General features: G+C 43.9%; 13 protein-coding genes. 7 read left to right on the plus strand and 6 right to left on the minus strand.

Annotated elements, in window-relative coordinates; all coding sequences use genetic code 11:
- Window positions 1-290: hypothetical protein (locus tag ACESPU_RS09005; RefSeq protein WP_373133298.1), on the minus strand; the 290-nt coding region annotated here is incomplete at its 3' end.
- 222 nt (window positions 291-512) lie between these two features.
- Here ACESPU_RS09005 and ACESPU_RS09010 point away from each other — a divergent pair.
- From ACESPU_RS09010 to ACESPU_RS09025, 4 genes are all read left to right on the plus strand, one after another.
- A complete protein-coding gene (locus tag ACESPU_RS09010) occupies window positions 513-749 on the plus strand; it encodes a hypothetical protein (protein WP_057327368.1) in 237 nt (78 codons plus the stop codon).
- On the plus strand, window positions 716-1,057 hold the full coding sequence (locus tag ACESPU_RS09015) for a type II toxin-antitoxin system RelE/ParE family toxin (RefSeq protein ID WP_044546937.1): 342 nt from the start codon (window positions 716-718) through the stop codon (window positions 1,055-1,057). The genes ACESPU_RS09010 and ACESPU_RS09015 overlap by 34 nt, the downstream gene beginning before the upstream one ends.
- 119 nt (window positions 1,058-1,176) lie before the next feature.
- Entirely contained in the window at window positions 1,177-1,410 is a 234-nt protein-coding gene (locus tag ACESPU_RS09020) for a hypothetical protein (protein ID WP_008773527.1), read from the plus strand.
- On the plus strand, window positions 1,380-1,721 hold the full coding sequence (locus ACESPU_RS09025; RefSeq protein ID WP_008773528.1) for a type II toxin-antitoxin system RelE/ParE family toxin: 342 nt from the start codon (window positions 1,380-1,382) through the stop codon (window positions 1,719-1,721). Before ACESPU_RS09020 ends, ACESPU_RS09025 begins: the two co-directional genes overlap by 31 nt.
- Window positions 1,722-1,790: 69 nt before the next feature.
- On the opposite strand, the gene ilvC is transcribed toward ACESPU_RS09025, so the two are convergent.
- Genes ilvC through ilvD form a run of 5 tightly spaced genes read right to left on the minus strand, consistent with a single transcriptional unit; the run spans window position 1,791 to window position 7,758 of the window.
- Window positions 1,791-2,834: a ketol-acid reductoisomerase gene (ilvC, locus tag ACESPU_RS09030; protein WP_005864389.1), complete on the minus strand. Its 1,044-nt coding sequence runs from the start codon at window positions 2,832-2,834 to the stop codon at window positions 1,791-1,793.
- Between the two features lie 49 nt (window positions 2,835-2,883).
- Window positions 2,884-3,609, minus strand: a complete 726-nt coding sequence (locus tag ACESPU_RS09035) for an acyl-[acyl-carrier-protein] thioesterase (protein WP_005864388.1) — start codon at window positions 3,607-3,609, stop codon at window positions 2,884-2,886.
- Between the two features lie 6 nt (window positions 3,610-3,615).
- Window positions 3,616-4,170, minus strand: a complete 555-nt coding sequence (gene ilvN, locus ACESPU_RS09040; protein WP_008780057.1) for an acetolactate synthase small subunit — start codon at window positions 4,168-4,170, stop codon at window positions 3,616-3,618.
- A gap of 15 nt (window positions 4,171-4,185) precedes the next feature.
- Entirely contained in the window at window positions 4,186-5,889 is a 1,704-nt protein-coding gene (gene ilvB, locus ACESPU_RS09045) for a biosynthetic-type acetolactate synthase large subunit (RefSeq protein WP_048927571.1), read from the minus strand.
- 33 nt (window positions 5,890-5,922) lie between these two features.
- The gene (gene ilvD / locus ACESPU_RS09050; protein WP_005864376.1) at window positions 5,923-7,758 is read right to left on the minus strand and encodes a dihydroxy-acid dehydratase; all 1,836 of its coding nucleotides are present in this window, start codon (window positions 7,756-7,758) and stop codon (window positions 5,923-5,925) included.
- A gap of 1,130 nt (window positions 7,759-8,888) precedes the next feature.
- Here ilvD and ACESPU_RS09055 point away from each other — a divergent pair.
- The 3 genes from ACESPU_RS09055 to ACESPU_RS09065 all read left to right on the plus strand — a co-directional run bounded on the left by ACESPU_RS09055 (window position 8,889) and on the right by ACESPU_RS09065 (window position 14,218).
- The gene (locus ACESPU_RS09055) at window positions 8,889-9,473 is read left to right on the plus strand and encodes an RNA polymerase sigma-70 factor (protein ID WP_057327366.1); all 585 of its coding nucleotides are present in this window, start codon (window positions 8,889-8,891) and stop codon (window positions 9,471-9,473) included.
- A 73-nt stretch (window positions 9,474-9,546) separates the two neighbouring features.
- Entirely contained in the window at window positions 9,547-10,578 is a 1,032-nt protein-coding gene (locus ACESPU_RS09060; RefSeq protein WP_008773532.1) for a FecR family protein, read from the plus strand.
- A gap of 139 nt (window positions 10,579-10,717) precedes the next feature.
- Window positions 10,718-14,218, plus strand: a complete 3,501-nt coding sequence (locus ACESPU_RS09065; protein WP_005854446.1) for a TonB-dependent receptor — start codon at window positions 10,718-10,720, stop codon at window positions 14,216-14,218.

The following is a 14,218-nucleotide window of genomic DNA, read 5'->3' on the forward strand; positions in this document are numbered from 1 at the left end:
TTGCTTGCTTGCTTGCTTGCTTGCTTGCTTGCTTGCTTGCTTGCTTGCTTGCTTGCTTGCTTGCTTGCTTGCTTGCTTGCTTGCTTGCTTGCTTGCTTGCTTGCTTGCTTGCTTGCTAGACAATTATTCCGATTTACCAAGCGCATACTGATAAAAAAGGTTAACATCATATATCTATCACACATTATCATATGATTTTCATATACTCTTTTAATGTATAAGACGTAGTAAATATAAGAAATAAAAAAATATGTAATAAAGACCTGCACACCCCACACCCCAAAATTCATGCTTATTGTGCGTATATAGCGGATAAGCGATTAAAAATAGCGGTTATGTGACATAAATAAATTTGAATACCATTTTGAGGGGATGGAGACGGGGCACGCCCCGTCTCTACAACTGGGTAATGAGTTAATCCTATAGACCTACTTTTTTCCTTACCAAATATCTTATTACATGGAAATTATTCCATACATTTGCCACTGTACTAATAAATAACAGTTACGACTATGACAAAATTAAGCAACATCCCCGCCAAGGAAACTACGGCCAAGACCGCAAAGACACGTAAGACCAAGACCGGACCCGCAAAGCTCAAGTGGGATCCTACCAAGCCGATGCAATTCACCCAAGAAGAGATCTGGGAACATATCCATGAGATTGAGAAGGGGCCGTTCATGACCCTAGATGAAGGTTTTAAACGTTTTGAGGCATGGAAGCAAGACCTACTCAAAAGCAGGTTATAACCAGTAGTTTATTTTGGGAAAGTTACGATAATGTATATGTTCAAGGCCTTGACTTATTTGGATTCTACCAAGCGGAATTATACGCTAACAAGATAAAATCCATCTTATACGAGTTAGACCAAACCTATCCTTATTATCCCGAATGCCGACACCTAACCACGAAAAGCCGCATGTACCGGAACATCATCCTAGATTCACACCTTATCATCTACCGCATCACCGAGGAACGCATCGAGGTGCTGGACATCGTCCATTCAGCATCCAGCATGCGAAAGATCAAGAAGACTAGGAATATCCACATCGAATAACACGAAGAAAGGCGAGCCACCCATAAGTGACCCGCCTTCTTTTTTACTCATTAAATATCTTATTACATGGAAATTATTCCATACATTTGCCACAGTACTAATTAATAACGATTACGACTATGACAAAATTAAGCAACATCCCCGCCAAGGAAACTACGGCCAAGACCGCAAAGACACGTAAGGCCAAGACCGAGCCCGCAAAGCCCAAGTGGGATCCTACCAAGCCGATGCAATTCACCCAAGAAGAGATCCGGGAACATATCCATGAGATTGAGAAGGGACCGTTCTATCCTATTGAAGAAGTACATCAAAGAATAAGATCATGGATGGACAGCTATCAAGGAAAAAAGTAATCGGTTCTCCCATTTACGAGGAAAGCCTTGAGAGGACTTTCGTGGAAGGCATAGAACGATTCGGTATGTTCCAAGCCCGGAAATATCTTGAGCATATATTGAATACAGTCGAGAAACTAGAAAACGACTATCCTTATTACCCCGAATGCCGACACCTAACCACGAAAAGCCGCATGTACCGGAACATCATCCTAGATTCACACCTTATCATCTACCGCATCACCGAGGAACGCATCGAGGTGCTGGACATCGTCCATTCAGCATCCAGCATGCGAAAGATCAAGAAAACAAAGAATATCCACATCGAATAACACAAAGAAAGGCGAGCCACCCGTAAGTGACCCGCCTCTTTTTGCTGATATATAAGGATTAAGATTGGATTAGTTGTTCTCCGGACGAAGCTTGCGTACAGTAACAGCAGTCTGCCACATCTCGCTCTCGCGCAACGCCTTCAATTCAGCCTCCAATTTCTCACGATAATCCGGCTTAGAGTTTGAGTCGATAGAGATCTGAGCCTCGTTACCGCATTTTACGTTCGCATACAATTTCTCGACAACCGGCTTGATTGCGTCGTGGAACGGACCCATCCAGTCCAAAGCGCCACGCTGGGCAGTCGTAGAGCAGTTAGCGTACATCCAGTCCATACCATTCTTGGCGAATAAGGGCATCAAGGATTGAGTCAACTCCTCGACCGTCTCGTTGAAAGCCTCGGAAGGAGTATGTCCATTCTCGCGCAATACCTCATACTGGGCCAACAACAAACCTTGGATAGCGCCCATCAAAGAACCACGCTCACCAGTCAAATCGGAAGTAGCCTCACGGATGAAAGTCGTCTCGAACAAGTAGCCGGAACCGATACCGATACCCAACGCCAACGTACGATCCATCGCCTTGCCAGTAGCGTCTTGATAGATAGCGAAAGAAGAGTTCAAGCCACGACCCTCAAGGAACATGGAACGCAAAGACGTACCAGACCCCTTCGGAGCGACCATGATCACGTCAATATCCGCAGGAGGAACAACGCCCGTACGATCGTTCCAAGTGATTGCGAAACCATGAGAGAAATACAGGGCCTTGCCAGCTGTCAAATAAGGCTTCATCGTAGGCCATACAGACATTACGGCAGCGTCGGACAACAAGCACATGATGATCGTGGCCTTGTCGCAAGCCTCCTCGATACCGAACAGAGTCTCACCCGGAACCCATCCGTCCTCAACCGCTTTATCGTAAGTCTTACCTTGGCGCTGGCCAACGATTACGTTGAAACCATTGTCACGAAGGTTCAATGACTGTCCCGGTCCCTGTACGCCATAGCCGATAACAGCGATTGTCTCATCTTTTAATATCTCTCTTGCCTTTTCCAACGGAAATTCCTCGCGGGTCATTACATTCTCTACAACACCGCCAAAATTCATTTGTGCCATTTTCTTTTTAACTATTAATGTTTAAAAACCTATTTATGTATCTCTTTTATTATCTCCAAGTAACCGCCGCACGACAGATCGCCTTTCCCTCATGGCAAATAGCCATGTCTTGCTTATCGGGAGCGGACTCCGCCTTATGAAGCGTAAGCGGCATACCTTGTTTACCCTCGGATTGGTAGGCGATCTCCAGACGGCCGATCTCACGGGTCTTGAACTGGTCGATATCGAACAAATCCAGCAGATGCTCGATATACTTCACGCTATTGAAGTGACCGTTGATATCCAAGTCGCTGTATTTGATCGAATACGGGATTCCCTCCGCCTTATTCTCCGCCGGCATGATCTTGCCCGGCTTCTCGATCGGGCACGGACGCTCGTCGATATATTTGCCCAATGCCTCTATATCCAATAAGGTAGGACGGCGGGTCTCCACGTCGATAGCCGCCCAAATAGAACGGGCGAATCCAAAGGTTTTCCCATTCTCATCCGCCAGCTCGAAACAACGACTGGTGAAGAGGCGTCCGACCTCATCGATCCAAGTGTATAGATTAATCTTATCGAAGGCGGTAGGATATTCCTTCATCTCGATAGCCAGACGGGACAACACCCAAGCCGTATGACGCTCCGACATATCATTGAAACCGAACCCACGCTCTCCGGCATGGCTGGAAGCGGCGTGAATCAAATAGTTACCAATCATAGGGAGCGTTACACGTCCCCTGAAATCCATCAAATACGGCTCCGCCACGAAATGAAATAATCCTACTTTCTCCATATCTTATTATTGTTGCTTTTCATGTAACTTTCGCTCCATATCGGCCAACATATCGCTCAAGCGCTCCACCTTGCTCTTCGTGATAGCCACACGTCCGGAGCGGATGAATTGCAGGACACCGATCGTCTCGCTCAACTCATTGAACAAGGCTTGTGTCTCGTCATAGTGGCCACTCTTCTCCAACACCACGCAGGTCTCGTTCATCTCCAAGATACGAGCGTTGTATTTACGGATCAATCCCTCCACGGTTCCCATCTTGATGAAAAGCTCGGTACTTAGCTTATAAAGAGCGATCTCTTGATAAACCAAATCCTCATCCGTATTATAATAAGCCTTCAAGATATCCACACGTTTATCGATCTGTTTCACCACCTTATCGATCATATCCTCATCGGCGAATGTCGTGATCGTAAACTTATGGATGCCCTTGATAGCGGACGGAGAGACGGACAGAGTCTCGATGTTCAGCTGTCGGCGTGTAAAGATAATCGTTATCTGGTTCAAAAGACCTACGATATTCTCTGAAAAGATAATAACGGTATATAATTTCTTTGTTGTCATAGCTTCATCTCCTCCTTATTTCTCGTCTCCCATAATCATGTTTGTCACGCTTCCCCCGGCAGGAACCATCGGATATACCATTCCGCAAGTCTCCACGTTAGCGACCAACACGTAAGCGCCGTCGTGGTTTAGCATCTCAGCGATAGCGTCGTCCAATTCCTCCCGCTTTTCAACGGCACGACCGGCGATACCATAGGCTTTAGCGATCGCCACGAAATCCGGATTCTCCATGATGGTGTTTGAATAACGCTCGTGGAAGAACAATTCTTGCCACTGACGTACCATCCCTAAGAAGTTATTATTAAGAATGATAATCTTCACATTCAGTTTCTCCTGCATGATAGTGCCCAATTCCTGAATCGTCATCTGCATACCCCCATCACCGGTAAAGAAGCAGACCGTACGGTCCGGAGCCCCGAACTTAGCGCCCATAGCGGCCGGCAGACCAAATCCCATCGTACCTAAACCACCGGAAGTCACCACGCTACGGGTTTGTTTATATTTGAAATAGCGGACGCCCATCATCTGGTTCTGCCCAACGTCGGTCACCAATACAGCGTCGTTACCGGTCGCCTCGGAAACCTTACGGACTACCTCGCCCATTTTCAGTTGGCCCTCGGTCGGATACAATTCCTTCTCGATTACCTTATCGTATTCCTCTTTCTCGTCCCGATCGAACTCGGCATTCCATTCCGGACGTTTACGTTCTTCCAGCAACGCCGTGATCATCGGTATCGTGTGCTTGGCATTACCCAGCACCTTTACGTCCACGGCAACATTCTTGCCGATTTCCGAGTTGTCGATATCCAGATGGATAATCTTGGCTTGCTTAGCGTATGTCTTTAAATCGCCAGTCACACGGTCGTCGAAACGCATACCGATAGCGATCAATACATCACACTCATTCGTTTTCCGGTTCGGCCCTACGTTTCCATGCATGCCGAGCATTCCCTTGTTCAATGGGAAATCGGTTGGCAACGCGGATAAGCCCAATACCGTAGATCCGGCAGGTATATCATTCTTTTGGAGAAACGCTTTCAATTCCTCTTCCGCACCGCCTAACAATACTCCCTGCCCGACCAGACAGAAGGGTTTCTTCGCCTCATTGATTAAATCGGCGGCGGCCTTGATACGATCCTTATTGATATCCGGCTCCGGTTGATAACTACGTACGTAATCGACCTTCTTATATTCATATTCCACCAACCCTACTTGCGCATCCTTCGCTAAATCCAGCACAACTGGACCCGGACGGCCTGTAGAAGCGATATAAAAAGCACGAGAAACAGCCCATGCGATCTCCTCCGGCTTGCGGATTTGATAAGCCCATTTCGTGATCGGTTGCGTGATGCCAATCACGTCGACTTCCTGAAAAGCATCGGTTCCCAACAACGGCGAGGGTACTTGACCGGCGATTACGACCATTGGCGTACTATCCATCAGCGCATCAGCGATACCCGTGATGGTATTCGTAGCGCCCGGGCCGGAAGTAACCAACGTCACTCCTACCTTGCCAGATACACGGGCATATCCTTGAGCCGCATGGGTAGCGCCTTGCTCGTGGCGCACCAATACATGCCTCAACTGGTCCCTATAATCATATAAACTGTCGTAAATAGGTATCGCCTGTCCGCCGGGATAACCGAAGATAGTATCTACTCCTTCAGCAATCAACGCTTTCAGCAAAGCTTCCGAACCGGTTATCTTTTGTTTCTCCATAAAAAATAACGTGTTTAATGTATATTATTGGCTTTAATCTTCAACAATCCTTACACCTCCCTTATCGGCGGAGCTAACCATCTTCCCGTACGCTCTCAACGCTTTCGAGACCTCACGCTGACGCGTCGGCGGCGTAAAGGCTTTCTTTCCACGTGCCTCTTCCGCCTTACGGCGCTCGGCCAACTCCTCGTCGCTCAACCGCACGTTGATGGAACGTTCCGGGATATTGATCTCGATGATATCCCCGTCTCTCACCAGTCCGATAGCGCCACCGGAAGCGGCCTCGGGAGAGATATGCCCGATAGAAAGACCGGACGTACCGCCACTGAAACGACCATCCGTGATCAAGGCGCACTCCTTACCTAAGTGACGGCTCTTTATATAAGAAGTAGGATATAACATCTCTTGCATTCCCGGCCCCCCTTTCGGACCCTCATACGTGATGACGACCACATCGCCTGAAACGACCTTGCCTCCTAAAATGCCCTCGCAAGCGGCATCCTGTGAATCGAAGACTTTCGCCGGGCCGGAGAATTTCCAAATACTCTCATCCACACCGGCGGTTTTTACGACACATCCGTCCAAGGCGATATTCCCTCTCAAAACAGCCAAGCCGCCATCCTTGGAATAAGCGTGCTCCACGTCACGGATACAACCTTCGGCACGATCCGTATCTAATTCCTTATAATAAGATTCTTGGGAACCCATCTGGATACTGAACCGATGAGCGGGAGCGCTCTTGTATTTACGGATCGCCTCCTCCGTTACGTTCGGGGAAGTGACGGCGTATTTATCAACAGCCTCGGCCAAGGTCAGGCCGTCCGCACGTCTCGTGCTGCCATCCACAAGCCCGGCTTTCATCAACTCGTTCATGATACCGAGGATTCCACCGGCACGGTTTACGTCTTGTACATGATAAGTGTGCGTATTCGGGGCTACCTTACACAGGCAAGGAGTCTTGCGGGATAACATATCGATATCCTCCATATGAAAATCGGCGCCAGCTTCTTGTGCCACGGCCAATAAGTGAAGCACTGTATTGGTAGACCCCCCCATGGCGATATCCAGCGACATGGCGTTCAAGAAAGCCTGACGGGTAGCGATGTTGCGAGGTAACACGGAATCATCCCCGTCACGATAGTATTTGTAAGCGTTCTCAACGATTTGCTTAGCCGCGTCACGGAAAAGTTGGATACGGTTCTTATGGGTAGCCACGATCGTCCCGTTACCCGGAAGCGCCAGACCGATCGCCTCGTTCAAGCAGTTCATAGAGTTAGCGGTAAACATACCGGAACAACAACCGCAACCCGGACACGCATGGCGTTCCACCTGCTCGATACGCTCATCGCTTACCGATGTATCGGCAGACTCAATCATCGCATCGATCAAATCAAGATGGCGGCCATCCAGCTCACCTGCCTCCATCGGGCCACCGGACACGAACACCGTCGGGATATTTAATCGCATGGAAGCCATAAGCATACCCGGCGTGATCTTATCGCAATTGCTGATGCAAACCATAGCGTCCGCCTTATGGGCATTTACCATATATTCCACGCTGTCCGCGATAATGTCGCGTGAAGGAAGCGAGTAAAGCATCCCATCGTGCCCCATAGCGATACCGTCGTCGATAGCGATCGTATTAAATTCAGCGGCGAAACAACCTTGTTTCTCGATCTCGGCCTTGACCAGTTGCCCGATCTCATGCAAATGCGTATGCCCCGGCACGAACTGGGTAAATGAATTTACGATAGCGATAATAGGCTTGCCGAACTGTTCCTCTTTCATCCCGTTGGCACGCCATAGCGCACGGGCTCCGGCCATCCTACGACCTTCGGTGCTAAATGAGCTTCTTAACGGATTCTTCATCTCTTTCCTATTTTTTGTTCGTAGAGCGCTTTATCCACGCCTCTACCTTGATTTATTTATAATAAAAAAGCCTTTCCCTATATGGAGAAAGGCTTAAGAAATATCTCTACGACTTCACAACTTCTTACACACCTTTCTCCTTACCTACTAATGACTAGAAGGACCACCACGAGAATAATATGCAATACGTTGTTCATCATCTTTTCTTATTGTCTTTGTTTGTTTGACGCTGCAAATGTAGAACAATAATTGATATGCGCAAAGGATTTAAAAGAAAATTCTTCATTTTTCTTTCAATTCTCAAGCAAATACCATTTCAGGATTGCATTTTAACAGGAGCAAGAGTGTATTACTTAGGAATCGGAAGGTATAGAAGGGAAAAAACTTCGATTTCCAAACAGAAACAGTAAAAAGACAAATGTTATCTAAAACAGATTCCAGATAACATTTTTATCAGATAACACGACTTACGATAACACGTATCTCATAAGAAAATCCTATTCTAGCGATAAAAAAGATACATATAAACTCTAAATCACATATTTATTAACACTTGTAGACTATAAATAGCCTTGAAAAAATTCATAATAGTGTTCTAGAAAAAACATAAGGAAGTTTTCTGAAGAACATAAGGAAGAAATTTCATCTAGTATCGGACTAAATTTTGTTAACATTCGAATAAAAATCACCTAAAATCAAGACTAAATCCGGCATAACCCACGCTAGAAGCAGCTCAAGCAAAGACATTTTCAAAATGACTTTCAGACAGAGAAAGCCTTAAATACTCAACCGATAGACAGCTCTTCAAACATCAATCATAAAAAAAGACCAACAAGACCTGCATTCAAACATCATTCTGATTTACACAACCATCAAATGCTTGCGTTTTTTCCGTGCGACCAAGCCCCCGCCCCATAATTCATCACCCACAGAGAGCAATAATAACACTTTGACATTTCGTCAACAAGGTTCACATAGAAAAGTCTATCCCCACCAAAATTCATAAAAAAGCCCCAATAGCGAAACAGGAAATTTATATAGTTCCAAGCTAGTTCTTAAATAAAATTTGCCCTCCTCAAGAAAATTAGCTAATATCGCGACTATTCATAAAGTTGTTGATGGATTAATCCATGGGAGAGAGGAACAAGCATATTGAGAACCTTAGAAAGGGTAATCGTTCATCTTTTGAATATCTTTACACGGTTTGGAGTGGCAAATTATATAATTTTGTCATGAAAATTTCTCATGAGGATTCCTACTTGGCAGAGGAAATGGTACAAACTGTATTTCTTAAAGTATGGAAAAATCGAGAACAATTAGACCCAAAACTGTCTTTTGGAGCCTATTTATGTACGATAGCAAAAAACTTATTAACTAACCATTACCAACATAAAATGATGGAGATTCTCTATATAGAACAACAAATCGACCACCCCGGAACTCCTTATGCCAGAGGTACGGACGAGATCGTAGAATATCATCTCCTAGAAGAATTCGTTGATTCTTTAATACAACAAATGCCCGAAGGAAGGCAAAGAATTTATAAACTAAGCAGACAATCCCACCTATCCAACCGGGAGATAGCAGACCAATTGCAGATATCAGAGAATACCGTGGAATCCCAACTGACCAAAGCCATCTCCTTTCTGCGCAAAAGGTTAAAAGACCAATACGACCTAGGACTTTTAGCTTTAAGTTGCCTCCTTAATAGTTAACGAATACTAAATCCACAGGATGCGATAACGGAAACCTCCCTGTCATTTGTATACTGAATAAAGACAGAGGAAAATGGAAAGAAACGATTACATACATATATTTAACAAGTTCCTAGAGAATAAGGCAACTCCATCGGAAATAAAGCTATTGATAGAATGGCTAAAAGAACGAAAAGCTTTTGACACATGGGCTGATGATATATGGATGCAATCCCCGATGGAAATGGATCCTTCAGTAAAACAACATTTACTAGACGAACTCCGTAAACAAATCTTTTTTAAAGAAACAGGGAAAAGGACATTCATGAGTCTTTCTCTCCCTTCACTTTTCCATTATGCGCTACGTATCACAGCAATTATCCTATTGCTCATAACAACAAGTATTGTCACCTATCATTATGCAATGGATAAACAGCGAGAACCGATGGACATGATTGTCGCTGTCGAGAAAGGACAAAAAGCGAATATAACATTGCCTGATGGTTCAAAAGGATGGATAAATTCAGATTCAAAGTTATCTTATGGAAGCCGTTTTAATGCAGATGAACGGGTTCTGAATCTAGAAGGCGAAGCTTATTTTGAAGTCAAGCCCGATGCTAAACGTCCTTTTATCGTTCAATCGGGAAAGGTATCCGTAAAAGCTTTAGGAACCAGTTTTAACGTAAAGAACTATAACACGGAAGAGCACATATCCGTTGTATTAATGACCGGGAAAGTAGAAGTAACCGCAAACGATAACCATGTAGACCTGTTGCCTAATGAACAAGCTATTTTCAATAAACACTCTAGCATACTGGGGAAAAACAGAGTTGACAATAGTTTAGATTACTCCAGTTGGATGTACAATACATTGAATTTTGAGTCAACACCATTCAGCGAGATTGCTCATACGCTGGAACGTTATTACAATACCCAGATCGTATTTAAATCTGAGGCCTTAAAGAGTTATCGTTTTACAGGTAAGCCCGGGAATACCAGTCTAGCGAGCATCTTACATTTATTGTCTCTTACCTCACCATTAGCCTACGAGATAAAAGACAGTGTGGTTATTTTGTATGAGAACAACGACAAAAAAGAGTTATATAACAGAGTATTAAAACAGTAAATAGCAATTTCATGAAAAGCCCGTAAAAAATCGGGGTAGAAATGCTAGGCATTTCCCCCCGAAAAAGAAATCAGTTAACCGCGCTTAGGTATCTCGCAAATAGCAAGCGCAAGTACTAATATCCATAGAATACAAAAGTATGAAAAAAAAACTTGTCCGTGTATCACAATACATAAAAATACGGTCAATCAAAACAGTCGGTCTGGCACTATTCAGTAGTTTAATCTTGGCTCCTTCACTTTATGCCCAAATTTCACTGGATGTACAAGACCAATCCATCCGTCACATATTAAAAGAGATAGAAAAGGCGGGGGAATACAAATTCTTCTATAACAGTGATCTAAGTAACCTAGATCACAAAACGTCAATATCCGTACAGGATAAAAACATTGATGAAGTCATGAGCCTCTTATTAGCCAATACGGAAATATCCTATAAAAAAGAGGCCAATAATATGATTGTATTAACAGTTAAATCATCTTCTTCACCGCAAGCTCCGAGAAAGACAAGAAAAATAACAGGAACAGTTGTAGACCCTGACGGTTTACCAATCATCGGAGCAAATGTAATTGAGCAGGGTACAACAAACGGTTCCATTACGGATTTGGATGGAAAATTTGAATTAATAATTACCGAAAATGCCATCTTAAATATCTCTTATATCGGTTTTTCCGACAAACAAATAACAGTCAAGGAAGAAACCTCCTTACAGGTTACAATGACGGAAGACACCCAGAAGTTAGATGAGATAGTAGTTGTTGGATACGGTGTACAGAAAAAGGTAAACCTTACTGGATCTGTTTCTGCCGTAAAAGGCGAAGAACTCAGCCAACGCCCAGTAGCTAACGCAACTCAAAGTTTACAAGGATTAGTACCCGGATTAACCGTATCCAACTCCAACTCAGGTCGCCCGGGAGCTAGTGGAGCCTTGAGTTTACGAGGACAAGGAAATTTAGCGAACACAGCGAATCCTTATGTATTAGTAGACGGTGTAGAGATGGATTTGGCAGATGTAAACCCCAATGATATTGAATCGATTTCCGTCTTAAAAGATGCCGCTTCCGCCGCTATTTATGGCGCCCGTGCCGCTTATGGCGTAATTTTAGTTACGACGAAAAAAGGTGAAGAAGGTAAGATGCGCATCAGTTATCAAGGTACCGTAGGATGGAGTTCCCCTACTGTAATGCCGGAAATGGCTAATGCTTATGACTATGCGACTTTTTTCAATCAAGCTTGTACCAATGCTAACGTAATCAAGCAATATAACCCGGAAAAATTACAGCAACTTCAGCAGTACATGAAAGATCCTGCTAGCGTAAATCCTTGGGCAGAGCTTAATGGAGAAAATAATCTAGTAGGAGCATTCGAAAACACACCAAAGGGTTTGGGCAATGTGGATTACTTTGATTTACATTACAAGAACTCCGCATTCAAACAAAACCATAATTTGAGTCTCAGTGGAGGTGGCAAAAAAGCGCAATATTATATCTCTACCGGAATGTATACGGAAGATGGTATTTTAAGATATGCGGACATAAAATATAAACGCTTAAATTTCAATGCAAATATCGCCTCTCAAATTACGGACTGGCTAAATTTGAAAGTTAATACTAAATTCATGAACTCGGATAATGACACACCTTTTGGTAAAGGGGCCTTATCTGAAGGCTTTTATCATTCATTAGCTCGCTTCCGTCCTACCATAAGCCCAATCGATCCTAATGGTCATTTTACGGAGCTTACAATGATTCCCTATTTACAAAGTGGCACGTATACAAATACACAGAAAAATAATCTGACACTGACTGGTGGTCTCGAAGCACAACCAATCAAGAACTGGAGAATATTCTTCGACTATACGTACCGGCAAAATAATGAGAATTATGAGGCGCTCAACGTAGCCCCGATGATCCCGGGAGCGGATAACGAGACCTTATACAAAGGGACAAGGCAAGAATTAGGCGTGATGGAGAATGGGCAATTCACCCGTTCATCCGCCTTAAGCCAATATCAATCAATTAATCTATACTCAAACTATATGTTCTCTTTGGCCGATAAACATAATTTCACCGTTATGGCTGGTTACCAAGAAGAAAATTACGCATATAGCTATTTATATGAGTCTGTAACCGACATGATCTCCACCAATAATCCGGGCCTCAATCTTGGCACAGGAGAAAAATCCACGACAGATACTCGAAACGGATGGGCTACCCGAGGATTTTTCGGACGTATTAACTATGATTATGACGGACGCTATTTATTAGAAGTGAATGGACGCTACGATGGTTCTTCTCGTTTTGCCTCAGATCATAGATGGGGATTTTTCCCTTCGGTCTCTTTAGGATGGAATATTACACGTGAGTCTTTCATGGAAAAATCTTTAGAGGTATTATCTAATCTAAAGTTACGAGCCTCTTGGGGACTATTAGGGAATCAAAGCGGAGCCGGACTTTATACTTTTACCTCAATCATGGGAATCCAGCCGTTAGGTAATTGGTATTTTCAAGATGGAAGAGATATGTACATAAACGCCCCTGGAGTTATTGATCCTTTTACAACTTGGGAAAAAGTGGAAAGTAAGAATCTTGGCCTTGACTTCGGGTTCTTTAACAACGCTCTCACCGGCACCTTCGATGTATTCCAGCGGGATACAAAAGATATGTTAGGACCAAGTGCCGACCTTGCAGATTTCTTTGGAGCAGAGGCTCCCAATACGAATAACGCAAGGATGAGAAACCGGGGATGGGAACTTAGCCTGCAATACCGAGGAAAAATCGGGAAGGATATTCATTATTCAATAGGAGGCTCTTTAGCTGACGCGACATCCGAAGTTACAGCTTATGAAAATCCGACAGGGACCAATCCTCAAGATAATTGGTATGTAGGGAAGAAAGTCGGTGAGATTTGGGGATACAAAGCCTCTGGGCTACTCCAGACCCAAGAAGAAGCTGACACATATAATAACACATACGATTTATCTTTCTTATCCGGTCAAAAATGGATGCCGGGAGATGTTAAATATATGGATTTAAATAACGACAAAAAGATCAACAATGGAAATAACACATTGGAAGATATGGGTGATATGTGTGTTATCGGGAATACGACTCCTCGATATCAATATACGCTTAATGGTTCCATTTCATGGAAAGGAATTTCCCTTAGCATGATGTTCCAAGGCATAGGAAAACGTAATTGGTCTCCAGATCTAGGAACCGTTTACTTTTGGGGATCGGGAGCTTATGCACAAGTCACGGTATTCAACGATCATCTAGATTATTGGACTCCAGAGAATCCAGACGCCTATTATCCCAATCCTTATACAGGAGCAGCAGGAAGTATCAATCAGTTTCGAAATAAGACCTCACAAAAAAGTGACAGATACATGCAAAGTGCCGCTTATTGCCGTTTGAAAAATCTGACAATTAGTTATGATCTGCCTAATTCATGGAGCCAGAAAATTGGGTTGAGCAAAGCACAAGTGTTTTTCTCTGGAGAGAATCTTCTAACATTTACCAAGCTTCCTTCCATGTTTGACCCGGAAGCTATTTTTACAGGTAATGACTATACCAGTGAGGCCGGAAAGAATTATCCAATGAATAAAGTGTTATCTATCGGAGTTATTGTTAATCTATAA

This window comes from Parabacteroides sp. 20_3 (assembly GCF_964238835.1).
Taxonomy (GTDB): Bacteria; Bacteroidota; Bacteroidia; order Bacteroidales; family Tannerellaceae; genus Parabacteroides; species Parabacteroides distasonis.

Excerpts from the sequence above, each read along its gene's own strand:
- ACESPU_RS09010 (WP_057327368.1), top strand. The coding sequence starts at position 513 with ATGACAAAATTAAGCAACATCCCCGCCAAGGAAACTACGGCCAAGACC.
- ACESPU_RS09015 (WP_044546937.1), top strand. The coding sequence starts at position 716 with ATGGAAGCAAGACCTACTCAAAAGCAGGTTATAACCAGTAGTTTATTT.
- ACESPU_RS09020 (WP_008773527.1), top strand. The coding sequence starts at position 1,177 with ATGACAAAATTAAGCAACATCCCCGCCAAGGAAACTACGGCCAAGACC.
- ACESPU_RS09025 (WP_008773528.1), top strand. The coding sequence starts at position 1,380 with ATGGATGGACAGCTATCAAGGAAAAAAGTAATCGGTTCTCCCATTTAC.
- ilvC (WP_005864389.1), bottom strand. The coding sequence starts at position 2,834 with ATGGCACAAATGAATTTTGGCGGTGTTGTAGAGAATGTAATGACCCGC.
- ACESPU_RS09035 (WP_005864388.1), bottom strand. The coding sequence starts at position 3,609 with ATGGAGAAAGTAGGATTATTTCATTTCGTGGCGGAGCCGTATTTGATG.
- ilvN (WP_008780057.1), bottom strand. The coding sequence starts at position 4,170 with ATGACAACAAAGAAATTATATACCGTTATTATCTTTTCAGAGAATATC.
- ilvB (WP_048927571.1), bottom strand. The coding sequence starts at position 5,889 with ATGGAGAAACAAAAGATAACCGGTTCGGAAGCTTTGCTGAAAGCGTTG.
- ilvD (WP_005864376.1), bottom strand. The coding sequence starts at position 7,758 with ATGAAGAATCCGTTAAGAAGCTCATTTAGCACCGAAGGTCGTAGGATG.
- ACESPU_RS09055 (WP_057327366.1), top strand. The coding sequence starts at position 8,889 with ATGGGAGAGAGGAACAAGCATATTGAGAACCTTAGAAAGGGTAATCGT.
- ACESPU_RS09060 (WP_008773532.1), top strand. The coding sequence starts at position 9,547 with ATGGAAAGAAACGATTACATACATATATTTAACAAGTTCCTAGAGAAT.
- ACESPU_RS09065 (WP_005854446.1), top strand. The coding sequence starts at position 10,718 with ATGAAAAAAAAACTTGTCCGTGTATCACAATACATAAAAATACGGTCA.